The sequence below is a fragment of the Bizionia saleffrena genome (assembly GCF_008086175.1).
In the GTDB taxonomy this organism is placed as follows: Bacteria; Bacteroidota; Bacteroidia; order Flavobacteriales; family Flavobacteriaceae; genus Bizionia; species Bizionia saleffrena.
This window is the reverse complement of record NZ_VSKM01000004.1, coordinates 270,464-293,017: the sequence shown is the minus strand read 5'-3', so window position 1 is coordinate 293,017 and position 22,554 is coordinate 270,464. Positions and strand designations below refer to the sequence as shown.

The window sequence follows — 22,554 nt, the reverse complement described above, 5'->3', positions numbered from 1 at the left end:
CTAGTTCTGACAGGTTCTTTCTGTCCTTACTTAATTCTACAGCTTGTCGTTTAAAAGCTGGATCATATTTCTTTCGCTCTTGTGTCATAAGTTAAATGTAAGACTTTATGCTTAACTTGTACTGTCCCCTAAATTAGCACATCCAGTCCTGCTTTCCTATGTAATACTAAAATAACGGGTATCCTATTGGTCGGTTATTAGATCTAAACAAGGTTAACAGAATTCTAGCGAATCATAATATAACTTTATAATCTTCATATAGACATTCCTTGTCGTATTTTTAATAATAATTAATATGCCAAGTTAAGTGTTCTGGCTAGTGGTTGTTCTTAGTTGCGAATTGCCATATGACCATATAAAGTGTTATAAAAGACTAGTTTTTCAAATTTTTTTAAGGAAAAATTATAAGAAATTTCAGCATTTACGATTTTTTACAATAAAATAGAATAAGTAATTTCTATATTGTGTGGGCTATTAATAGACAGGTTTCACACTAATTGTGATAACTCTTATATTTATTTAGTATTTAATAAATTTTAAAGATCAACTTTTACACTTTGTGATAAGCCAATTATTTGATTTTGTTAAGGAAAAATTAGTTGTGTTACAATTGAGTTCTAAAATGAGATTTAAATAGTTTATGTACGCACTTGATTAGATTTTTAGAAGAAACAAAAGTTAATGTTCAGAATAGAATTTAATAGAATACGGGAAACCGTAAAAAAGCTATGAGAATGAGTATTATTTTTAAGAATTATAAACCAACCGATAAAATATGGAGTTAATCCAAAATAATCCTTACCGAATTGCAGGGATTCTCTCAAACGCAACTGCAAAAGAAGTACAAAAAAATAAAAGTAAATTTCTGAAATTTGCTGAAGTTGGAAAAAGAATTGAATCTGAATATGATTTCAATAGTAGTCTTCAATTAATAAATCGAGATAAGGATAATTTAGCCCAAGCTTTTTCTCAAATTCAGCAAAGTCAAGACAAAGTCAACTTTTCTCTATTTTGGTTTTTAAATGCAAACCCTTATGACAATACTGCCATCGAGTATTTAAAAAATGGAGACAAAGAAAAAGCAGTTGAGATTTGGGAAAAAGTAACGCGAGATAAAGGAGTGAATTCTAAAAATTTCTCGGCATTCAATAATTTAGGAACTTTCAAACTGTTAAGTCATAGGAAGGAAGATATTAAAGAAGGTCTTGAGGCTAAAATAAAACTTATTGAATCTGAATGCTTTAGGGAATTCGTTCTTTCCGTTGCTGATGAGACTGTTAAAATAAATAAGGATTTACAAATCGAAAAATTTGTTGATGAATTACTAAAGCACTTTAAATCCCAGTACTCAAATTTAGAATCATTACAAATGTTTAGTAATTGTAATGGCTCAACTCAAAAATATATTTCAAGAAAATTTACAGAAGAACCAATTCACTTTATTGAAAGCCAAATTGAAAGTACTAAAAACAAAAGGAATAAAAATAAAAGTAACGCCTTTAAATATGGGTTAGATTTAGCTGCTATGTGTAAGAAAGAGTTGGTGTTACTACAATCCCTAACTGGTACAACCGACTTAAAGTATAAAACAATTGCAGACCAGTTAGCAAGTGAAATTATGCAGTGCGGAATAGACTATTTCAATGCAAGTCTTAAAAATGATGCTAATGAGAATTATCTTGAATTTGCTATAAAGTTAACAAAAATTGCAGATAGAATTGCAGTTGGTAAGTTGACCAAAGATAGGGCTAAAGATAATCTTGTTACCCTCGCCGAAATGAAAGATCAAGAGCTTTCGGAAGCAATAGAAATTTTAAAAACTATTGTTAATGCCTATAAAAATAATGAAAGAAAAATTTTGAAACAGGTCAGAGAAGAAGAGGCATCTATGAGCTACGGCCAGTCTATAAATTATTCTAAAGTTTCTGAATTGATTAAAAATTCGATCGATTGGGATAAGGCCACGGAAATTATTAACAAGGTAATACCAAAAGAAAATATTGCTAAAATTAAGAGAAGTCAAGATTCCTCTAAAATCTCGGAGTACAAGAGTTTAGTCGAAAGTGTGTTAGAGAGAATGAGTTACACCAATAGAAGTAGAGTTGAATATCTACAATACTGGGAATCGACAAGAGTAACAAAAAAGCGTGAGTCGACATCTACATCTAGTTATAAAGATCAAACAACTACTTCATCAACGGATGGCGAAGGTATTCCATTGTGGTTAAAATGGGCTGGCGCGATTTTATTTTTTTTCTTATTAGTCAAATCTTGTAGTTAATAAAGTTATTATATGAGCGATTAAAACATTTGTAAAACGCAGCGTTTTGGGTTTTAAATTTAATGATCCAATAATATTATTAGCTCTGCAATCGAGACAATGGCTATCTATAAGTTTTAGAGTCTTGAAAAATTAAAATAAGACTTTTTAAGTAAATCCGTAATTTTAAGAGGTTTTACTAAGCTCCCCTCGAGATATCTATTATGAATAGTAAAAAAGCCAAAAACAAACAATGTATTAACCTTAGAATTAGTAAAGTATTAGATAAAATTAATCAAATAACAATGGAAAAAAATATTACTCATTTCGCTCTTTTTCGGAGTAACAAATCTTTTTGCACAACAGCAACAACTTCACATTCGACTGAAAGTGAAGGTATCCCAACTTGGTTAGAATGGGTTGCAGGAATTATACTATTTATCATTTTAATTAAAGCTTGTAATTAGATATGGAAAATCAAGAAATAAATTATTCATTAAATAAAATTGAGTTTAAAAATGATATTGATGATGGCTTGATGTATTGTTTATTAAATTTTTTAATAAAAAATAAAACTGAAATTGAATCAATTAAAAAGAATAATCCAAAGAGCTTTAAAGGACTTACAGACAAAATTGCTAAAAAGTTTTTTGATAAGTTTTCTACAGACTTCGAAAGCTTAATTCAAAACGAAAACCCTGAAAAACTTGCAATGTATTTAACGATGATTGATTCTAGTAGGATTGAAAATAACTTAAAAGATGGAGTTCTAATAATATTCAAGGAAACCCAACGGAGAATTAGTAACTATATAGAATTTCTTAAAGGGAACAAAAGTGATGATAATGGAGGTTGCTATATTGCAACTATGGCCTATGGTGATTATGACCATCCACAAGTAATTGAATTACGAAATTTTAGAGATGACTTTTTAAGCAAAACCATAGGTGGAAGACGTTTTATCAAATTTTACTATAAATATTCGCCAAGTTTAGTCGAAAAGTTAAAGAACAAACAAAGTATTAACCTCATAATCCGAAAAGGATTAAACCAATTTATTAAAGCAATCAAAAAATAATGAAAAAAATGTTACTCTTAGCTCTGTTTTTTGGAGCATCAAATCTTTTTGCTCAACAGCAACAAGATTCAATTTTAATTAAGGAAATACCAACCATAAAAAATAACGTATTTCAGCAAAGGCAAGAGATTGATGCTTTGACAAAAAAGCTGAACAATCAAAATTTTACAATTGGAAAGCAAAGCCAATCAGTTTCTACCTTACAAGACGAGAATATAAACCTAAATTCTTCAATCGATAGTTTAATCCAATTGATTCAAACGAATAGTCAAAATATTGTAACCAACTCGTCTGAACTTGGAATTAAAATTCAAGAAACACGACAAAAAGCAAATTCCCAGATAGCTCATTTAGATAGTAGTGTAGAAAAAAACCAATTGTATTGGATTATTGCCACTTTGTCAACTCTCTTACTAGGTGGATTAGTTTATTGGTTATTGGGCAAACGTATCACATCAAGCAAGATTGATGTAGAAACCCAGATCAGAAACACAAAAACAGTTTTAGTAGAAGAAGGCGTGAAGTTAGATAATAAATTATTAGAGGTTTTGGAAACACAATTAAAACTAAAACAAGAAGAAACGAAAGCGAAGCCAAGTATTTCCTATGAAAAGGCAGACCATTCTTTAGCCTTAAAAGTTGCGGATGAAATTGTACGAATGCAAAAGAATTTAACCCAAATGGATGAAAAAACAAAAGGATTAAAACAATTAAAATCTTCTGTGCAGCGTATTCAAGACAACTTTGCAGCTAATGGATATGAATTAGTTGAAATGCTAGGTAAAGAATATAATGAAGGGATGAAAGTAACCGCAAATTTCACACCAAGTGAGGATTTAGAAACAGGAAAACAAATTATTTCACGAATTATTAAACCACAAGTAAACTTTAAAGGAGAGATGATACAAGCAGCTCAAATTGAAGTTAGCGTAGGTGAATAAAAAAAATATAAAATGGCAAGAACAAAAATTGACTACGGAATTGATTTAGGAACCACTAATTCCGCAATTTCCAGAATGGAAAATGGAGATGCAATCATTAAAAAAACGGACACTTTAAAAGATACTATGCCCTCTTCTGTTTATATTAATAAGAAGAAAGCAATACAAGTGGGAGATAGTGCTTACAATGCACTGAAACGAGATAAACTCAAAGCAATGAAAACTTGGAATGATTCTAATTCCAATTCTTATATCGAGTTTAAAAGAACAATGGGAAGTGATAAATCTTATTCAAGTTCAAATCTTGGAAAAGATTTAACTTCAGAAGAATTATCGGCAGAAGTTTTAAAGACTTTAAAATCTTTTGTAAAAGATGAAAATATAAATTCCATTGTTATTACAGTTCCAGCAGCTTTTAAAAACAACCAAAAAGAAGCAACAAGAGAAGCAGCAAAATTAGCAGGGTTCAATCATATAGAATTATTACAAGAGCCAGTTGCTGCATCGATGGCTTATGGTTTAGATACTGACAAAAAAGATGGTTATTGGTTAGTGTTTGACTTTGGTGGTGGGACTTTTGATGTTGCACTTTTAAAAGTTGAAGAAGGTATAATGAAGGTGATTGACACTGAAGGGGACAACCATCTTGGTGGTAAAAATTTAGACTTTGCCATTGTTGATGAAATTATTATACCATACATACAAGACAATTTTGCGATTGACTCTGTTTTAGCAGACGACACAAAAAAACAAATTTTGCGAAACGCAATGAAGTTTTTCGCAGAAGAAACTAAAGTCGCCCTTTCTTTTAAGGAAACTCATAATATTTTATCTGATTTAGGAGATCTTGGTGAGGATGATGAAGGAGAAGAGATTGAGTTAGATATTACTGTTACACAGGAAAACATCACAAAAGCACTTTCACCGGTTTTCCAAAAAGCAATTGACATAAGTAAAAACTTATTAGAGCGTAAGAATTTAAAAGGTTTGTCTTTAGACGCATTAATACTTGTTGGAGGGCCAACATTTTCACCTGTATTACGAAAAATGTTAGAAGCACAAATTTGTAAACCAGATATAAGTGCAGATCCAATGACAGTAGTTTCAAAAGGAGCTGCATTATATGCTTCTACAGTTAACGTTTCAGAAGAAGTAAGAGAACAAACAAGAGATAAAACTAAAATACAGTTAGAAATAGCTAACGAATCGTCTACGGTTGAAACAGAAGAGTTTGTGCCAATCAAAATTTTAGCAGACAAAACAGAAGGTGAAATCCCTGACAAAGTATTTGCAGAGGTTACGAGAGGTGATAAAGCATGGTCAAGTGGAAAAGTAGAAATAAATACTATTGGAGATATTGTTGAAATTCAATTAAACGAAGGTAAAACTAATGTTTTTGATGTCATTCTTTATGATGATAAAGGTAATATTTTAGAAAGTGAACCATCTAGTTTTAGTGTAATTCAAGGATCTAAAATAGGTAGTTCAACTCTTGCTTACAATTTTGGGATAGAACTTAAAGATAGAGCTACAGGAAAAATTAGATTTAGAACAATTAAAAATTTAGAAAAAAATCAGCCCATACCAGCTGTAGGAATAAAAAATGGTTTAAAAACTCAAAAACGAATAAGACCAGGAAAGGATGCGGACTTCTTAAAGATACCTATTTATGAAGGAGGACATGAAGCGGAAGGGACAAGAGCGATTTATAACGAACATGTAACAGATATAAGAATCAGCGGAGCAGAATTACCTTCTTTACTACCAGAAAATCAAGATGTCGATTTAACAATAAGTATTAATAGATCAGAAAAAGTGATGGTTACGGCATACTTTCCTTATTTAGATTTCACATATGAAACAACAGTAGAAAGAACAATTTCTTCTATTGATACAGAATGGCTTTCAAATGAAATTAGAAAAGCAAAAGGCAGTATTTTAGAACTAAAACAAGATGGGAAATCTGATGATGTAAAACTTCAAAAATTGGAATCTGACTTGAATCTGTTGGATAAATCATTTGAGAATAATAAAAATGATGTAGATGCAAAGTCGGAAGTGCTAAATAATTTAAGAAAGTCATTAAAAGCGATCGATGAATTAAATGAAAGGACTGAATGGCCAAATTTAGAAGCAGAACTTAAAGAAAGATTCTACCGATTAGAAAAAGCCAACAATGATTTAGGAGATGATAATTCTAGATCCTTGGTTAATGAACTCCGTTTGCAATTGGAGGAAGTTATAAAAATAAAAGATGTGAAACTAGGCAATATTTTGTTGGAAGAAATCAATAACTTCTTTTTTCAGTTAACTATGATTTATCAGCTAATAGGAATGCTAAGAAATTTTAATGAGAAATTTGGAGATTATAGCTGGAGTGATTCTAATAGGGCAAGGCAACTAGTGAATAAGGGTATTAGTAAAATATCAGAAAATCCTGATACAGAAGAATTGAGACAAATACTAATTTCACTATACGATATGTTACCTCCAAATGAAGTTCCTAGTGGTGATGATACAGTTTTAGTAGGATAAATTGAACAATATGAGATTAAAAAATAAATTTAAACTTCCACTATTTTGTTTAGCAATAGCACTTTTCTCTTGCGAAAATGAAGCAGATAGAAAAGAGCGTTTAGCTATAGAAGAAGAACATAGAATTGAATTGAAAGAAAAGCGTGTAGCAAAAGAGGCTGAACGCACCTTTCAATTAGAACAAGAGCGCATTGAACGTGAAAAACGAGAAGAAGAAGAACGAATTATAAGAGAAGCTCGTCTTGAAAAAGAAAGACTAGAAAAAGCCATATATGCCAAGTTTAACGGTAATTCATTGAATACAGGTGCAATGCCTTATTCTCGTTATTATGGTGCAAACTCAACTTGTGTTGATTATGGTTGCTCAGAGATAAAAGTAAGAACTAGCAACTCTGATGTTATAGTAACTATCAAGAAAAATGGAAACGTAGTAAGACACGCTTATATCAATTCAGGAAGTAGTTATACATTCTCATTCCCTAACGGGATTTATCAGACATTCTTTTATTACGGTAAAGGATGGAACCCTGAAAAGGAGATGAAAGGCGGGACAATGAAAGGAGGTTTTATAGATAATGAAGTTTTTGGGAAGGATGAGCCACAAACATTGAGTAACAATGTTTTGGAATACCAATTGATTTTACAAGAAAACGGAAATTTCAGTACGCGTCCTAGTAATTCTGAAGAAGCTTTATAAATGAACCAAAATCAGAACATATTATCAAAAGGTCAAACAATTAACGAAAAATATAAGGTAACCTTCTTTCTTAAAAAAGGAAGTTATGCTGAAACCTACCGTGTAAAAGATCAAAATGGTAAAACAAAATTATTGAAACTGTTTTCTTATTCTAAATTAGATAGAACACAATTCAACAACAATGATGATGTTTTAGAAATTGAGATTTTAAAGCAAATTAAACATCCTAATTTGGTAAAATATTGCGATAATGGCGAATTGCTTATAGAAAATCAAAAGTATGCTTTTGTAATTCTCGATTTTATTAGTGGCGAAACTCTAGCTGATAAAATGAAACGAGACCAAACACTTAATCCTTATGACGCAAAAGATATAATTTCAGGCGTTCTAAATGGATTGAGCTATTTACATAATCTTGAAAATCCAGTTATTCATAATGATATTACGAATCTAAATATTATGACTGATTTGTCAGGCAAAGTTGTAATTCCAAAAATTATTGATTTTGGTTATGCAAGATATGTAAGTCAGTCAACCAAAGATTTTTTAAAAGATGGTCTGAATCCTTTTTATCAATCCAATGAAGCATTTAATAAAGTGTTCTCTGTTACAAGTGATGTATTTTCAGTTGGTGCCTTATATTATCATTTACTTTTTGGTTTGCCACCTTGGTTTGTTGAAATATCAAAATACAAATCCGATAGAATAAAATTAGAAGATGCTATTTTAGATGAACGAAATAAACCTTTAAAATTTGACGGCTCTGATATAAAAATTGACAAACAAACAGTAAATTTAATAAGAAAGGCATTACAGCCTAATGCAGAAAATCGTTTTAAAAATGTAAAGGAATTTATTCAAGCCATAAACGGAGAATTAGAAATCAAGCAAGTTTCTAATGTAAACGAATCAACCAAGCCCAAATTAAAAAGCATAAAAAACGGTAAAGGTTTTAAGGCAATTGCAGGAATGCAGGAACTTAAAGAAACCATACAATTAGATGTAATTGATGCGTTAAATGATAAAGAAAAGTATGCAGAATATGGTTTAACAATTCCCAACGGAATGTTACTTTACGGTCCACCAGGTTGCGGAAAAACATTTTTTGCAGAGCGAATGGCGGAAGAAATTGGGTTTAATTTCTACCAAATAAAGCCTTCTGATATTCAGAGCAAATTTGTAAATCAATCGCAAGAAAACATTAAAAATCTTTTTGATGAAGCTCGTGAAAACGCACCAAGTATCATTTTTATTGATGAATTGGACGCTGTTGTTCCAAATCGTGATAATTCAAGTGTAAATCATATGAACACGAGTGCAGTAAATGAATTTTTAGCACAAATGAATAATTGTGGAGAGGATGGCGTTTTTATTATTGGAGCGACCAACAGACCTAATTCAATTGATCCAGCAATATTGAGAGCAGGACGATTAGATAAAGTAATTTATTTACCCCCACCTGATTTTGAAGCTCGTGAGATGATGTTTAAATTGTATTTAGATAAAAGGCCAAGAGAAATTGGTTTAGATTACTCTGCTTTTGCAAAATTAACAGAAAAATACGTTTCGAGTGATATAAAATTCCTGTGTGATGAAGCTTCGAGAAGTGCATTAAAAATGAATTCAAGAATTTCAAAAGAAATTTTATTTGAAACTATTAAAAACAATCGACCTTCAATTTCTCTTAAGGAGTTAAATAGCTACATTGCTATTAAGGCAAAATTGGAAGGTTTAGCAGAAAACACTAATGAAAGACCAGCTATTGGTTTTAAAAACAATTAATATGGAAACAATAAACTTTGACAAATTATTACTTAAAACGGCGTTTTCATGTATGGCTTGTGATGGAGATATAGATAAGAGAGAAATAAAATTGATAAAGCAATTACATCAGGAGAGAAAAACGTTTGGTGAAATTGATATTAATTCTGAAATGGATAATTTATTACTTGCTATTAATAAAGATGGTCATCAGTTTCTTAAAGACTATTTTAATCAACTTACCGAATTTGAATTAACAGAAGCCGACGAACTAAAAATAATTGAAGTAGCAATTGCTACAATCAAAGCAGATGATAAAGTAGAGTATAGTGAAATTAAGTTTTTCAAGGTCATTCGCTCAAAATTAAAAATCGCTAACAAACCAATTCTTGATAAGCATCCAGATTTTGAGGATTATTTAGAGCAGGATATTATAAGCGAATCTTATCTATCAAGACTTCAAGCGGACTTTTTTGATACGCATATTTCAAATGAATTTGAACTTATAAGTCAAATCGATTCTAAAACATTAGATAGTTTAAAACAAAATGATGAAGAATAGCAAAACAATACTAAAAATTGCGTTAGCACTTTTATTGTTTTTATGTTTGTTGGATATGCCTTATGGATTCTATCAATTTGTACGCTTTGTAGCACTTATTGGATTTGGATTTTTGGCATTCAAAGCAAATGAAACAAATGACAATACAGAAGTAATTATTTATGGAGGTATTTAAGAGAGGATTATGCTTTTAATTCATCGCGTATTTTGAATTAATTCAAGATTTACTTGTCTTCTATGAAAAGAATCTAAAGAAATTCTATGAACGAAGTTTACCTAAAAAAACGCAAATTTTAACTCCTGTTGCGGACGATAAGTTTAAAATTGAAACTCAATATCGTAAAAAGAAAAAACAACACTCATAACTAGCTATATAGGGAATAGGGAGTTCAGTGGTTTATTAAAGTTCAGTCCTATTTACCAATACCGCCAAATCGTTGATTTGGCTTTTAAAAACAAAAGTCAACGTTTTGGCTCAGAGCAAAATTGAAAGTTTATCGCTTTCTACTGCTCTACTTGCCATAGGCTAAAAGTTGGCATTACTTTAAAAAACTAAAAAAAATGAATGCATACTTTTTAAATGTAATTCCAAAAATTCAGCAGTTTTCTAAAAAACTTGATGATTTAACTTTATTAAAAAATCAAAATTGGGTTTTAATTGATGAATCTAATGATAATAAAAATGTTTTTATTTTTCGTGATAATAACCAAGTTATAATCTCAAAAAACGGAAAAGTTAAAAGGGAAAATTGGGAATACATAGGACAAAATAATCTACTAATTGATATTGACGGTGAAAGTTATCTATTCAGACATGGTTTTTTGGACGAAAATATATTTGCCTTAAAAATGGATAGTAAAGACAATTATGTTTTTTTGATTAATGAATCTAAGTATGGCTTTGAAATTAATAGCGTCGCAGATATAAATGACTTTTTAATTGACAATTACTTAAGCAAAAACCAACAAAGCATAAATAGTCGACTTAATAATAATTACGAAATTAAAAAAATAAAGAGTAAAAAAGCTTTCTTTGGTCCAATATGGGAAACATATAAAGTTCACTTCAATGATAGATTAAAAGATGAAATATATGTGAATAAAACTAGTAATAAGGCATATTTTATTGACGGAATCAATTATACTTCAGAAATGAAACGGTATTATATAAATTCTGAATACTGTATTTCTGCTTTGCATGAATTTTTGAAAACAGGTAATATTTCAAAAGATGGTTTAGTTGAATCACTAATTTCATAGAAACAAACTTCTGCCAACACCGTATAAAATTAATTTATAAATTTAGACTATTTAAGAAAGTTCTTAGATTCTTCTTATCTGTGAATTATTTACTAACTTTAGTTTTTAAAACACGCAACTAAAGTTAAACAATCACGCTAACATCTCTAAACCCGCCCCCACAAATACACAACATTCCCAGTTTCTATATCAAAATAGGGGAGTGCACCATCGTGTCTATTGGGTATGTTTTTGACTAAATGGTAACGTTTTGTGAGTTTATCGCTAAGTTGTTTGAAATCTGCTTTTGTAGCTGGTTTGTTATCTAATGGCGTAAATATAGATTTTAATGAATCGGCGAGTAGACTTCCTGCTGCTGCATTTCCAATACCAGCTGTACTAACGGCTTCAATTTTAGTTTTGCTTGGTGGTATGGGTGGTTGCGCTTCCTGAACTGCAGTAGTAAAGGGAATTAGTTCTGTAGTCTTATTCGGGGTCGATTTTCTTAAATGGTAGGCTTTCGAACGGCAGGTATCGCTACAATATTTCTGAACACGACGGCGTTTGGGCTCAAAATCGGTAAAACAATACTCGCAAGTGTAATATTTCATATTTTCAATTTAACGTATAACAAACGTTTGTTTGACGCTAAATTAATGATTTTTATTAGATTTCAACCATATTAGGTAAAAATTTAGTCTAAAGTTACATTAAATACTGAAGTTAATAACAACCTATCGACTTCCTCATCATCTATCACTAATTTTTGTTTTTTAGAAGGTGTGCTTTCTACCACAGGTTTACTTACAGTAAAAATAGGGGTTTCAACGGGTTCAATACGACTAGGTTTAACATTCTTTTCTGCGGTAGGTGTGATTGTTTTAAATTGATCTATAAACTTTAAATCACCGTTAGGTGCGGTGTCAAAATAGGAGTCAAATTCTTTCGTATGCCTTTCGAAATAATCTAATTGCAATTTAAAAAGGTTAACAATTTTAAGATCCAGATTTTTAAATATAGAATCAATATTATGGTACATCCAATTTGTGATAAACATATAGCCTTCCAAATAGGTTTTATATTTATTTAGGAGTATTTGAAAAGGTGCAATATCTATTTCTTTTTTAGCTTCAAATAAAAGAAATAGGTTGTTTTCTAAGTGCTCATTTTTGTTTATTAATTTAAGCATAGAAAAATCGTTAAGATCATCGAAATGTTGCTCTTTAGTTTCCAGGTAGTATAATTTATTTACGGTCTGCACAGGAATTACGCCTTCATAAATACTTCCCTTTAGTATTTTAAATGCAGCCTCTGGAACGTAAACGACAAAGTCTTTACTTAAATTCTCTTTTAGTGTTGATAAAGTATTCATAGCGCTTAAAGTAGGTCAGAATAATCTTTTGGCAATTCAGCATCAATATCTCTCAGGTATTTTTCTAGCGCATCCATAGAGGCGTGACCAGTAATACCCATTAATTCACTTTTTGCTGCGTGAGACGATGAATTTTCTAATAAACCACGATATAATTTCGTAATAAAAGTATGTCTAAAACTGTATAAAGCGTGATTTTCACCCAGTTTAAAATGATCTTTTACTACAGTTTTAAAACGTTTTGAAAAATAATCTCTTCTATTATTCTCTGTTGCTTCCCAAGTCCCACCAAGTTTAGTGGGTGTAAAAAAGTAGTTTTCAGGATGAAGCTTCGATAAATCGGGCAGCTCTTTAAGTAACAATTTAGGAATTAACTTCGTTTTTAAAGGGCTGTTTTTAGCTTTAAACTGTATCGTGTTATTCTCTAAGTCAAAATCTTTTACTTTCAATCTACATACCTCTATTGGTCTTAGGAGGTTGTAAGAAATGAATTTAATATATAACAAGAGTATAGGATCCTCCTTTTCAAGGTATCCGAATATTTTTTCTTGTTCTGTAAGACTATAGGTCTGGTTTCGTTTAGGGGTACTCTTAAGAACAGAAATCTTTTTAATAGGGTTATGTTCAATAATCTCATTATCCTCTAACGTTTGCATTAAACTACTAAGGTTAAGGCGATAATTGTTTCTATTCCTAGAGCTCGATCTTAATAATATAAAATTCAGAAAAGCTAAAGCAGCTTTTTTATCAAATTGATCGATGGTTTTTATTTCTGGTCGCTTGTTTTTAGCCCATTTTACAACCGCATTGGTGCTGTATAGGTAATCTTGAAGCGAGCGTTCGTTGATTACTTTGGCTTTTAGCTTCAAACTAAAATCAAAAGCCTCACGCAAAGTCATTTTAGGATTTTCTTTTTCAATCTCCAATGTTGCTACAGGTAAAGCAGGCTCTACAGCTGTTTCTATAGAGTTTGTAGCAGCGATTACCACTTTTTGCTTCTTTATTTTTGGTACTACAGGTTTGCTTTTTTCGGCTAATTGCTCTTTATGATAATCGGTATTATTAATATACGGATTATAGCCCTCTCGTAGTAATTTTAGCAGCCTTCTACGATAGCGAGAAAGGAGCATCATTCTCTCCTCTTTGGTCTTGTGTGAGTTAGCAGCTCCATAAATGTTTTTCATCCGTTTTAGTCGTCCAGTTTTAGGATCTCTAAATGAAAAATAAACGTACCAGCGTTTTGATAAATCGCCGTTTGCAATGTAAATTTTTGGAGGTGAAAAATCTTTTTTGTGTGCCAAATCGTGTTCTAAATCGTGTTCATTATCGTGTTCAAATGTAATGATTTCGTTTGTAGTAAGCATAAAAAAACGGTTTAGAGTGAACTAAACCGTTTGTTTTGAATTGAATAAGATTTGTAGCGAGAACGAGAATTGAACTCGTGACCTCCGGGTTATGAATCCGACGCTCTAACCGACTGAGCTACCTCGCCATATTTTTGAGAGTGCAAATATAGTAACAATTTTCAATCAAACAAGTAAAAGGTGAAATAAAATTTTTATTTCATTAGAGTGTTAATCTTACTAATTAATGTATATATTGTCGCCATAATTTTTAAAGAAAATATGGAAGATAAAGTTAAATACGAAATAGAATTTCCTATTCACGCTTCACCCTCATTACTATTTCAATATATTTCAACTCCATCGGGTTTATCAGAGTGGTTTGCCGATAATGTTAACTCAAGAGGTGAATTATTTAAGTTTATTTGGGACGGCGCAGAAGAGCAGGCAAAATTAGTTACAAAAAAAAGTGGCGAACGTATTAAATTTAAATGGTTGGCAGATGAAGTAGATTCTTATTTCTTTGAAATTAAAATTCAAGTGGATGAAATTACTAAAGATGTCTCTATTATAATAATCGATTTCGCAGAAGCAGACGAAGTTGAAGATGCGAAAATGCTTTGGGAAAATCAAATCTCAGATTTAAAGCAGGTATTAGGTTCTGCATAGCATAAAAAATAGAATTAAAACATATATTTGTCCTGAAGAAATTCAGGACTTTTTTTATGATAAATTTTAACGGTAATATTCAAGAAAACGACAGTGTTTTAACTCCTAGTAATAGAGGTTATTCTTATGGAGACGCACTCTTTGAGACAGTAAAAGCCTCACACGGTAAACTATTGTTTTGGGAAGATCATTACTTTAGATTAATGTCTTCAATGCGTATTATGCGTATGGAAATACCGATGTCGTTTACAATGGAGTTTTTAGAAGCCGAAATTTTGAAAATTTTAGAAAGTGAAGATCTTACTCAGGCGTCAGCACGTGTAAAATTACAAGTACATAGAAACTCGGGAGGGCTATATTTACCAACTAACAATGGGGTTGCCTTTATTATTTCAGCTAAAAAAGTAGCGTCAGACTTTTATTTGATGAATGAATCACAGTACGAAGTCGATTTATTTAAAGATTTTTATGTTTCTCCAAGTATGTTATCGACTTTAAAATCGAATAATAAAGCAATAAACATTGTTGGAAGCGTCTATGCTGAAGAAAATGATTTAGACAATTGCTTCCTTTTAAACACGAATAAAAGTGTCGTTGAAGCATTGAACGGAAATGTCTTTTTAGTGAAAGGAAATACTATTAAAACGCCGCCATTAACCGATGGTTGCCTAAAAGGTATAATGAGAAAGCAAATAATACAGGTTTTAGAACTATTACCAGAGTACGAATTCTTAGAAGAGTCTATTTCTCCTTTCGAGCTTCAAAAAGCCGACGAGCTATTCATTACAAATGTTATTACCGGAATACAACCTATAACAAAATATAGAAAAAAGGAATATGCAAATACCGTTGCAAAAGGATTATTGCAAAAACTTAATGTAAAAGTGAGGTTGGGTTAATTGTAACTTGGGTTTTCTGGTGCATTAGACCAAATGCTGTAGGTGCCACCCAATTCGACCATTTTTTCTCTCCAGAAAAATTCGTAGTCTTTTTCTATTATTGCTTTTTTGTGAACATTCTTTGTAACTACCCAAGCGTTGGTTCTTAACTCATTTTCTAATTGGTTAATTTCCCAACCAGAATACCCCAAGAAAAACTTAATGTCTTTTTCTGTTATTTTACCTTGGATAATTAATTTAGAAACTTCACTAAAATCACCTCCCCAATAAATACCTAACGAAATTTCAATACTATTGGGTATTAACTCTGGAATTTTGTGGATAAAATATAAATTATCTTGTTCTACAGGACCGCCATTATAAACTTTAAAAGGGGTTTCTATCTCCGGAATAAGTTCGTCTATCGTATACCCCAAGGGCTTATTTAATATAAAACCAATAGAGCCTTCATCAGAGTGGTCTGTTAATAAAACAATAGAACGATTAAAAGATAAATCCCCGATTATTGAGGGTTCTGCAATTAATAAATCTCCTTTGGTTGGCTTAGTTAAAATCATTTTAGAAAGATTTAATTTAACTAAAAGTAGTTTTTTTTTTATTTAAATGCAATTTTTTGAAAATAAAATCCATAAAAAAAGCCTCCATTGCTGAAGGCTTAGTTATATTATTGATGCTAAAAACTTAGTTTACAGCATTTGATAAATCAGAACCCGCTTTAAACTTTACAACGTTTTTTGCTTTAATTTGAATTGTTTTTCCTGTTTGAGGATTTCTTCCGTCTCTTGCAGCTCTTTGAGATACCGACCAAGATCCAAAACCTACTAATGAAACTCTGTCGCCTTTCTTTAAAGCCCCTTCAATTTCAGTTAACGCACATTCTAAAGCTTTCTTTGAAGCTGCTTTAGTAATTCCTGCGTGTTCTGCCATTGCATCGATTAAATCTGTTTTGTTCATAGTTTTAATTTTAATATTAATAAAAGTTGGTTAAACATAATTGTTAAATCCTTTACAAATTTATACGGATTATCCTACCATGCAAGTAATGACGGGGTAAATCACTTATTTTGTTAATAACTTGTCCAATTTGTTAATAAAGAAGGATGGTTTAATATGATTTTTTAAAATATCAGCAACGATGCGGCCTTAGAGCATTTTTGCATCAGCTTTCACTTCATATCCGTTTAAAAGCGATTTTATGTCCATTGTTTTTTTTCCCGGAAGTTTTATATTTAGTATTGAAATGTATCCGTTTTTAACAGCGACTTTAAGTTCTTTTTTTGTGGTAATAATCGTTCCAATAGTTAAATTATGCGATTCTAGTTCTTTTTCTACCGAATAAATTTTAATGTCTAACGCAGCATCCCCATTCTGAAATAAACACCATGCTGCAGGATACGGACTCAAACCACGAATATGATTGTGTATAGCGTTAATAGAGACGTTCCAATCTATTTTACAGTTTTCCTTGTTTAATTTATAGGCGGTTTTACTAATGGCATTCTCAGGCTGTGGGGTAGTACTTACGTTGCCTTTAGCAATAAGGTTTACAGTTTTAATAATTAAATCGCTTCCTAAGTGCATAAGCTTATCGTGCAAGCTTCCGGCATTTTCATGAGGATCTATAGCGAGTTCTTCCTGCAGAATCATTGCTCCGGTATCAATTTTTTCATCTATAAAGAAAGTAGAAACACCCGTTTTTGTTTCTCCATTTATAATCGCCCAATTTATAGGGGCAGCACCGCGATAATTAGGTAATAGGGAGGCGTGCAAGTTAAATGTGCCGTATTCTGGCATTTGCCAAACCGCTTTAGGTAACATTCTAAAGGCTACTACTATTTGTAAATTGGCATTTAACGCACGCAATTCGTCTAAAAAAGTCGCGTCTTTTAAATTAGTGGGTTGCAATATGTTTAACCCTTTTTCTTTAGCAAATACTTTTACCGCACTTTCGTTTAATTTTCTACCGCGACCTGCTGGTTTGTCTGGAGCTGTGATAACCCCGACAATAGTGCAATGGTTTTCTAAAAGTGCTTTTAATTGTGTGACAGCAAAATCTGGAGTGCCCATAAATACAATTCGTAATTCTCTGTGTGTCTCTTTCATTATATATGTGCTAATTTATAGGTGTTTGTTTTTGTTAGTTTTATAATCTCGTACTCTAGCAATTCGGTTAGTGTACACTGTATATCCTGCTCAGAGAAAGGTAGTTGTTCTGCTAAAGCTCTCGAGGATAGATCGCTCGTTTCTAGTAATTCAATAATACCGTGTTTAACCGATTTAGCATCAACTTTTGGAGCTTTTTTCTTCTGTAAGCACACATTACACACCCCGCAATCGTCAACATTTTTCTCACCGAAATAAGAGAGGAGTTGTACGCTTTTACAAATGGTATCGTTAGAAATATAATTTAAAACGGACCGTACTTGATGCTGTCTCAAGCTATTTTGTTGTTTTATAACCGTAGAAATTCTGTTGATGCTTTTATCATCTTCGCGAGGTTGTAAATAGGTGATTTGTGCATCGGTTTTAGAATTTTGAAGCGTTATCAATTCAGCTTTTTCTAATTGTTCTAGGTTAGAAATGACTTTAAACTCAGGAATCCCCGTTTTTTCGGCGATTAATAGCGTGTTTATCTTTGTTTCTTGCTCAAAAACACCGCCATAGGTTCTAAGTATTGTTTTAACAATTATAGCAGAGCCTGGATGTGTTTCTAAATAATTAAAAAGCGAAGCATTACTGGTTACCACTTGAATAAGCGTTTTTTTCTTGAATTGCTTCGACAACGTAATAATACTGGTGCGGTCTAGTGCCAAAAGCGCATTGTATGCTATAATAGTATTGAATTTGTACGTTTTACAAAAATCGTTAAAGTTGAAATCGAAAGTTTCAAACTCTCCTTCACCATAAGCCACTTGAAAATAGCTACTTAGTTTTTTGTAAATAAGTTTTATAAAATCGACAGTTGGTAACACGTTTAAAAATTGTTTTTCAACTAAAGCCTCGTCATTTTTATCTTTTAAAATAACGGCAAACGCTTTATCTCCATTTCTCCCGGCGCGACCGGCTTCTTGAAAATAACTTTCTATACTCTCTGGTAAATTTAAATGAATAACTGTCTTAACGTCAGGCTTGTCGATACCCATACCGAAGGCATTGGTGGCTACCATAACTTGTTTTCGGTTATTTATCCAGGCATCCATAGCCTCATCTTTCTCCTTATTCGAAAGTCCGCCATGATAATTCGTAGCCGTAAACCCTTTATGCTCTAAAAACCGACTAATATCGAACGTCGCTTTTCGATTTCTTACATAAATTATTGAAGAGGCTTTATTTTTTTTTAAGATGGCGACCAATCGGTAAAATTTATCTTCTTCAGTAAACACCATATACGCTAGATTAGGTCTAGCAAAAGATTGTTTAAATATCTTTGGGGCAATAAAATCTAATTGAGAAACGATATCTTCTACAACTTCTGGAGTTGCGCTCGCTGTTAAAGCAATGACATTAGCAGTGGGTTGAAGTTCTCTTAATACAGCTATATTTTTATAAGACGGTCTAAAATCGTTTCCCCATTGCGAAATACAATGCGCCTCGTCTACGGCAATTAAATTTACATTCATTTGTCGGATGCGATCCTTCACTATGTCTTGTTGTAGACGTTCTGGAGAGAGATATAAAAATTTGTACTTACCATAAATGCAGTTATCGAGCATCGTATCTAAGTCCTTATAACTTATGCCACTTGTTAAAGCCATAGCTTTTATGCCTTTATCTTGAAGAGCTTGTACTTGGTTTTTCATTAAAGCGATAAGCGGAGAAATAACGATACAAATACCTTCTTTTGCTAAAGCGGGTATTTGAAAGCATAGCGATTTACCGCCGCCAGTTGGCAACAGAGCGAAAGTGTCTTCGCCAGTAATTACCGCATTAATAATATCTTCTTGAAGCGGTTTAAAGGAGGTAAAGTTCCAGTAGCGTTCCAATATGTTTACTGGGTGCTGCATTATAGGTTTTTTAACATGTTTAAAATGTAATCTGTGCGCGCATTAATGGTGCCAAAGGGTACGTCTTTTAATTCGTAGCTATTGTTTTTATAGGCTTTTATGAGGTAATCGTGTATTTCTTTAGCTTGCTCAAAACTTTCATACCGTTCGCTATCACTTATAAATATTTCTTGCCAAGGAGCTAAAATAAAGATATAATCGTATTCGTGTTCTTGGCAAGCTTCGGTAAAAAAAGCAGGATAAATGTCGCCGCTATAATCCATATATGCAACTATGTCAGGAATACCACGATCTAAAAACACAACATCCTTTTGGCTGTTTTTAGCAGTATTGAATTGTTTTATCCTACCGTGTAATAAGAGTTCACTAAAGAGCAGTGGCTTGGTTAGAAAAAGCTGCTCTATGCCTTGTTTACGTGCCTCTAACGTTATTTCTCGCGAGACTTCTTCAAAGCACGTGTAACCTCTTTTAATAAGTTCATTAATAATAGCTGTTTTTCCGGTGCCGGGGCCGCCGGCTATGACAATTTTTTTTGTATTCAATTCTGGCAGGATTTTGGCTGTAAAATTCGTAATTAAAAAGATATAAAAAAAATATAAAGTAAAATGTATCTTTGTAATACATAAAAGAACAATGAGTAAAAAACAAAATCAAGAAGAGTTTTACGCTAATTTAAAAGAACAATTGGCAGAAACTTCAAATTGGCCATCAGAATATTTATATAAATTTATAGTGAAAACAAGTCCGGAAAAAATTATTGAGGTAGAGTCTATTTTCGATAACGCAGGAGCTGTTATTACAACTAAAGAATCGAGTAATGCGAAGTATACTAGTATTTCTGTTAATATTGTTATGGAAAACCCAGATGCTGTTATTGCAAAATATCTAGAAGTTACCCAGAAGGTAGAAGATGTTATTTCGCTTTAAAAAGAACGCAAAGAATATAGAGTATAAAATAGTTTATATATAAGGAGATATAAACTATTTTTTGTATTTTGGCGATTGCATAAAGACTACAGTGCAACACATTAATTCTACACATTTTTATTTTGATAGACGCTATAGAGTATAATACAGAACGTGAACATTTAATTATTCCGGAGTATGGAAGACATCTCCAGAAAATGATAAACTTCGCGAAAACACAAGAAGATAAGGAAGAACGTAATAAGCTAGCGAAAGCAATAATTTCCGTAATGGGAAATATGCAACCGCATTTACGCGATGTTCCAGATTTTCAACACAAGCTATGGGATCAGCTTTTTATTATGTCTAATTTTGAATTAGATGTCGATTCGCCTTACGGAATGCCTTCAGAAGAAGCGCTTAACGAAAGACCTGAAACTTTACCTTATCCACAAAATTTTCCAAAATATCGTTTCTACGGAAATAATATAAAAACAATGATTGACGTTGCAAATACGTGGGAAGAGGGGGAACTAAAAGAAGCCTTGGTCTTTACGATTGCAAATCATATGAAAAAATGTTTTTTAAATTGGAATAAAGATACGGTTGAAGATTCTGTAATTTACAATCATTTGTATGAACTATCTGACGGTAAAATTAATCTTAAAAATACCGAAGAAGAGTTAACAGACGCGACCCGTTTACTACAAAATAGCAATAAGAAAAAATATACGACTACGAGTTCTAACTCAAAAAAAGCTTACGCTAAAAAAAGTCACACTAACAATTCCAATCGCGGTAAAAAAAGATACTAAAGAAGTCTATGGGTACATTTAAAATTGAAGGAGGTCATCAATTAAAAGGTGAAATCCAGCCTCAAGGAGCTAAAAATGAAGCATTACAAATATTATGCGCTGTTTTATTAACCCCAGAAGTTGTTACCATAAACAATATTCCAGACATTATAGATGTTAATAAACTAATCTCTCTTTTAAAAAATTTAGGGGTAAAAGTGAAACATTTATCTTCTGGATCGTATTCTTTTCAAGCCGATGACATAAATCTAGACTACCTTAAATCTGCTAATTTTAAAGAGGAAGGACGTGGTTTACGGGGTTCTATAATGATTGTTGGTCCGCTTTTAGCACGTTTTGGTAAAGGATATATTCCTAAACCTGGAGGTGATAAAATTGGCCGTCGTCGTTTAGACACGCACTTCGAAGGATTTATAAATTTAGGTGCTAAATTTAGATATAATCCCGAAGAGTATTTTTATGGCGTTGAAGCCGATAAATTAAAAGGAACCGATATGCTTTTAGACGAAGCATCGGTTACAGGAACTGCAAATATTGTTATGGCTGCTGTTTTAGCGGAAGGTACTACGACCATTTATAACGCTGCTTGCGAACCTTATTTACAGCAATTATGTAAAATGCTGAATAGAATGGGCGCTAAAATTTCTGGTGTGGGTTCTAATTTACTAACCATTGAAGGTGTAGATGTTTTAGGCGGAACCGCGCACAGAATGCTGCCGGATATGATTGAAATTGGTAGTTGGATTGGTTTGGCTGCAATGACAAAAAGCGAACTGACAATTAAGAATGTAAGTTGGGACGATTTAGGGCAAATACCAAATGTGTTTGCTAAATTAGGAATTACTTTAGAGCGTAAGGGCGATGATATCTATATACCTGAGCATAAAGACGGTTACGAAATACAAAATTATATTGACGGTTCTATCTTAACCATCGCCGATGCGCCTTGGCCAGGATTTACTCCAGATTTATTGAGTATCGTTTTAGTGGTGGCAACACAAGCTAAAGGAGAAGTACTAGTACACCAAAAAATGTTTGAAAGTCGCTTGTTTTTTGTCGATAAATTAATCGATATGGGAGCGAAAATTATTCTTTGCGATCCGCACAGAGCTACAGTAATTGGTCACGATTTTAAATCGCAATTAAAAGCAACAACTATGGTTTCGCCAGATATTAGAGCAGGTATTTCATTATTAATTGCAGCGCTTTCTGCCAAAGGAACGTCGACCATTCATAACATCGAACAAATAGACAGAGGTTATGAGCATATTGTAGAACGTCTTAAAAAGATAGGTGCTAAAATAGAACGACTTGATGGAAATTAATTACGATTAATTTCTCTTTAAAATAGGTAACTAAAAAACGCTCACTTTAATAAGTGAGCGTTTTTTTTGTTTATTACAGTAGAGTTTCCGCTAAAAATAAGTTAATTTCTTTAACACTTTAAAACAAAGAACCTCATTAGTTTTTTGA

At 32.1% G+C, this 22,554-nt stretch carries 22 protein-coding genes and 1 tRNA gene; 14 read left to right on the top strand and 9 right to left on the bottom strand.

The genetic code is table 11. The features are described from left to right. The first annotated feature begins 775 nt into the window (after window positions 1-775). The 9 genes from ES676_RS05590 to ES676_RS05545 all read left to right on the top strand — a co-directional run bounded on the left by ES676_RS05590 (window position 776) and on the right by ES676_RS05545 (window position 11,094). Window positions 776-2,281 (top strand): hypothetical protein, encoded by a 1,506-nt coding sequence (locus ES676_RS05590; protein ID WP_148369187.1) that lies wholly within the window; start codon window positions 776-778, stop codon window positions 2,279-2,281. A 448-nt stretch (window positions 2,282-2,729) separates the two neighbouring features. Next, the gene (locus ES676_RS05580) at window positions 2,730-3,338 is read left to right on the top strand and encodes a CFI-box-CTERM domain-containing protein (protein ID WP_148369185.1); all 609 of its coding nucleotides are present in this window, start codon (window positions 2,730-2,732) and stop codon (window positions 3,336-3,338) included. Then, window positions 3,338-4,279, top strand: a complete 942-nt coding sequence (locus tag ES676_RS05575) for a hypothetical protein (protein WP_148369183.1) — start codon at window positions 3,338-3,340, stop codon at window positions 4,277-4,279. Before ES676_RS05580 ends, ES676_RS05575 begins: the two co-directional genes overlap by 1 nt. Before the next feature lie 12 nt (window positions 4,280-4,291). After that, on the top strand, window positions 4,292-6,814 hold the full coding sequence (locus ES676_RS05570; RefSeq protein ID WP_148369181.1) for an Hsp70 family protein: 2,523 nt from the start codon (window positions 4,292-4,294) through the stop codon (window positions 6,812-6,814). A gap of 10 nt (window positions 6,815-6,824) precedes the next feature. Further along, on the top strand, window positions 6,825-7,511 hold the full coding sequence (locus ES676_RS05565) for a hypothetical protein (RefSeq protein ID WP_148369179.1): 687 nt from the start codon (window positions 6,825-6,827) through the stop codon (window positions 7,509-7,511). After that, a complete protein-coding gene (locus tag ES676_RS05560) occupies window positions 7,512-9,293 on the top strand; it encodes an AAA family ATPase (RefSeq protein WP_148369177.1) in 1,782 nt (593 codons plus the stop codon). It begins immediately after the preceding gene. A 1-nt stretch (window position 9,294) separates the two neighbouring features. Beyond that, window positions 9,295-9,834 (top strand): hypothetical protein, encoded by a 540-nt coding sequence (locus ES676_RS05555; RefSeq protein WP_148369176.1) that lies wholly within the window; start codon window positions 9,295-9,297, stop codon window positions 9,832-9,834. Then, window positions 9,821-10,009 carry a DUF6804 family protein gene (locus ES676_RS05550; protein ID WP_148369174.1) on the top strand — a complete coding sequence of 63 codons (189 nt, stop codon included), beginning with the start codon at window positions 9,821-9,823 and terminating at the stop codon, window positions 10,007-10,009. Before ES676_RS05555 ends, ES676_RS05550 begins: the two co-directional genes overlap by 14 nt. A 386-nt stretch (window positions 10,010-10,395) precedes the next feature. Then, the gene (locus tag ES676_RS05545; protein WP_148369172.1) at window positions 10,396-11,094 is read left to right on the top strand and encodes a hypothetical protein; all 699 of its coding nucleotides are present in this window, start codon (window positions 10,396-10,398) and stop codon (window positions 11,092-11,094) included. A gap of 146 nt (window positions 11,095-11,240) precedes the next feature. Here the strand turns inward: ES676_RS05545 and ES676_RS05540 are convergent, their stop codons facing one another. The 4 genes from ES676_RS05540 to ES676_RS05525 form a co-directional block, all read right to left on the bottom strand. Then, the gene (locus ES676_RS05540) at window positions 11,241-11,684 is read right to left on the bottom strand and encodes a hypothetical protein (protein ID WP_148369171.1); all 444 of its coding nucleotides are present in this window, start codon (window positions 11,682-11,684) and stop codon (window positions 11,241-11,243) included. Window positions 11,685-11,767: 83 nt separating this feature from the next. After that, the gene (locus tag ES676_RS05535; protein WP_148369169.1) at window positions 11,768-12,445 is read right to left on the bottom strand and encodes a hypothetical protein; all 678 of its coding nucleotides are present in this window, start codon (window positions 12,443-12,445) and stop codon (window positions 11,768-11,770) included. A gap of 5 nt (window positions 12,446-12,450) precedes the next feature. Beyond that, window positions 12,451-13,809, bottom strand: coding sequence for a tyrosine-type recombinase/integrase (locus tag ES676_RS05530; RefSeq protein ID WP_148369167.1), 1,359 nt, complete (start codon window positions 13,807-13,809; stop codon window positions 12,451-12,453). 54 nt (window positions 13,810-13,863) lie between these two features. Beyond that, window positions 13,864-13,937: transfer RNA gene (locus ES676_RS05525), tRNA-Met, on the bottom strand. 133 nt (window positions 13,938-14,070) lie between these two features. Between ES676_RS05525 and ES676_RS05520 the strand changes: the two genes are divergently transcribed. Together ES676_RS05520 and ES676_RS05515 are read left to right on the top strand one after the other, a co-directional pair. Next, entirely contained in the window at window positions 14,071-14,457 is a 387-nt protein-coding gene (locus ES676_RS05520) for an START-like domain-containing protein (RefSeq protein ID WP_148369165.1), read from the top strand. Window positions 14,458-14,513: 56 nt separating this feature from the next. Further along, window positions 14,514-15,356, top strand: a complete 843-nt coding sequence (locus ES676_RS05515; RefSeq protein WP_148369163.1) for an aminotransferase class IV — start codon at window positions 14,514-14,516, stop codon at window positions 15,354-15,356. Here the strand turns inward: ES676_RS05515 and ES676_RS05510 are convergent. From ES676_RS05510 to ES676_RS05490, 5 genes are all read right to left on the bottom strand, one after another. Then, window positions 15,353-15,913, bottom strand: coding sequence for a YqgE/AlgH family protein (locus tag ES676_RS05510; RefSeq protein ID WP_148369162.1), 561 nt, complete (start codon window positions 15,911-15,913; stop codon window positions 15,353-15,355). The two genes, ES676_RS05515 and ES676_RS05510, sit on opposite strands and share 4 nt — an antisense overlap. A gap of 124 nt (window positions 15,914-16,037) precedes the next feature. Further along, on the bottom strand, window positions 16,038-16,310 hold the full coding sequence (locus ES676_RS05505) for an HU family DNA-binding protein (RefSeq protein ID WP_148369160.1): 273 nt from the start codon (window positions 16,308-16,310) through the stop codon (window positions 16,038-16,040). Between the two features lie 189 nt (window positions 16,311-16,499). Next, window positions 16,500-17,459, bottom strand: a complete 960-nt coding sequence (gene fmt / locus ES676_RS05500) for a methionyl-tRNA formyltransferase (protein WP_148369158.1) — start codon at window positions 17,457-17,459, stop codon at window positions 16,500-16,502. Continuing rightward, on the bottom strand, window positions 17,459-19,360 hold the full coding sequence (locus tag ES676_RS05495) for a RecQ family ATP-dependent DNA helicase (protein ID WP_148369156.1): 1,902 nt from the start codon (window positions 19,358-19,360) through the stop codon (window positions 17,459-17,461). Before ES676_RS05495 ends, fmt begins: the two co-directional genes overlap by 1 nt. Further along, window positions 19,360-19,902 (bottom strand): AAA family ATPase, encoded by a 543-nt coding sequence (locus tag ES676_RS05490; protein ID WP_148369154.1) that lies wholly within the window; start codon window positions 19,900-19,902, stop codon window positions 19,360-19,362. Before ES676_RS05490 ends, ES676_RS05495 begins: the two co-directional genes overlap by 1 nt. A gap of 91 nt (window positions 19,903-19,993) precedes the next feature. On the opposite strand from ES676_RS05490, the gene ES676_RS05485 reads away from it, so the two are divergent. From ES676_RS05485 to murA, 3 genes are all read left to right on the top strand, one after another. Beyond that, window positions 19,994-20,287, top strand: a complete 294-nt coding sequence (locus tag ES676_RS05485) for a DUF493 family protein (protein WP_148369152.1) — start codon at window positions 19,994-19,996, stop codon at window positions 20,285-20,287. A 122-nt stretch (window positions 20,288-20,409) separates the two neighbouring features. Next, window positions 20,410-21,081: a DUF4290 domain-containing protein gene (locus tag ES676_RS05480; RefSeq protein WP_148369150.1), complete on the top strand. Its 672-nt coding sequence runs from the start codon at window positions 20,410-20,412 to the stop codon at window positions 21,079-21,081. Window positions 21,082-21,089: 8 nt separating this feature from the next. Then, a complete protein-coding gene (gene murA / locus ES676_RS05475; RefSeq protein WP_148369148.1) occupies window positions 21,090-22,406 on the top strand; it encodes a UDP-N-acetylglucosamine 1-carboxyvinyltransferase in 1,317 nt (438 codons plus the stop codon). The last annotated feature ends 148 nt before the right edge of the window (window positions 22,407-22,554 follow it).

Excerpts from the sequence above, each read along its gene's own strand:
- fmt (WP_148369158.1), bottom strand. The coding sequence starts at position 17,459 with ATGAAAGAGACACACAGAGAATTACGAATTGTATTTATGGGCACTCCA.
- ES676_RS05555 (WP_148369176.1), top strand. The coding sequence starts at position 9,295 with ATGGAAACAATAAACTTTGACAAATTATTACTTAAAACGGCGTTTTCA.
- ES676_RS05565 (WP_148369179.1), top strand. The coding sequence starts at position 6,825 with ATGAGATTAAAAAATAAATTTAAACTTCCACTATTTTGTTTAGCAATA.
- ES676_RS05535 (WP_148369169.1), bottom strand. The coding sequence starts at position 12,445 with ATGAATACTTTATCAACACTAAAAGAGAATTTAAGTAAAGACTTTGTC.
- ES676_RS05580 (WP_148369185.1), top strand. The coding sequence starts at position 2,730 with ATGGAAAATCAAGAAATAAATTATTCATTAAATAAAATTGAGTTTAAA.
- ES676_RS05570 (WP_148369181.1), top strand. The coding sequence starts at position 4,292 with ATGGCAAGAACAAAAATTGACTACGGAATTGATTTAGGAACCACTAAT.
- ES676_RS05515 (WP_148369163.1), top strand. The coding sequence starts at position 14,514 with ATGATAAATTTTAACGGTAATATTCAAGAAAACGACAGTGTTTTAACT.
- ES676_RS05510 (WP_148369162.1), bottom strand. The coding sequence starts at position 15,913 with ATGATTTTAACTAAGCCAACCAAAGGAGATTTATTAATTGCAGAACCC.
- ES676_RS05530 (WP_148369167.1), bottom strand. The coding sequence starts at position 13,809 with ATGCTTACTACAAACGAAATCATTACATTTGAACACGATAATGAACAC.
- ES676_RS05485 (WP_148369152.1), top strand. The coding sequence starts at position 19,994 with ATGAGTAAAAAACAAAATCAAGAAGAGTTTTACGCTAATTTAAAAGAA.
- ES676_RS05495 (WP_148369156.1), bottom strand. The coding sequence starts at position 19,360 with ATGCAGCACCCAGTAAACATATTGGAACGCTACTGGAACTTTACCTCC.
- ES676_RS05540 (WP_148369171.1), bottom strand. The coding sequence starts at position 11,684 with ATGAAATATTACACTTGCGAGTATTGTTTTACCGATTTTGAGCCCAAA.
- ES676_RS05575 (WP_148369183.1), top strand. The coding sequence starts at position 3,338 with ATGAAAAAAATGTTACTCTTAGCTCTGTTTTTTGGAGCATCAAATCTT.
- ES676_RS05550 (WP_148369174.1), top strand. The coding sequence starts at position 9,821 with ATGATGAAGAATAGCAAAACAATACTAAAAATTGCGTTAGCACTTTTA.
- ES676_RS05560 (WP_148369177.1), top strand. The coding sequence starts at position 7,512 with ATGAACCAAAATCAGAACATATTATCAAAAGGTCAAACAATTAACGAA.
- murA (WP_148369148.1), top strand. The coding sequence starts at position 21,090 with ATGGGTACATTTAAAATTGAAGGAGGTCATCAATTAAAAGGTGAAATC.
- ES676_RS05590 (WP_148369187.1), top strand. The coding sequence starts at position 776 with ATGGAGTTAATCCAAAATAATCCTTACCGAATTGCAGGGATTCTCTCA.
- ES676_RS05545 (WP_148369172.1), top strand. The coding sequence starts at position 10,396 with ATGAATGCATACTTTTTAAATGTAATTCCAAAAATTCAGCAGTTTTCT.
- ES676_RS05520 (WP_148369165.1), top strand. The coding sequence starts at position 14,071 with ATGGAAGATAAAGTTAAATACGAAATAGAATTTCCTATTCACGCTTCA.
- ES676_RS05505 (WP_148369160.1), bottom strand. The coding sequence starts at position 16,310 with ATGAACAAAACAGATTTAATCGATGCAATGGCAGAACACGCAGGAATT.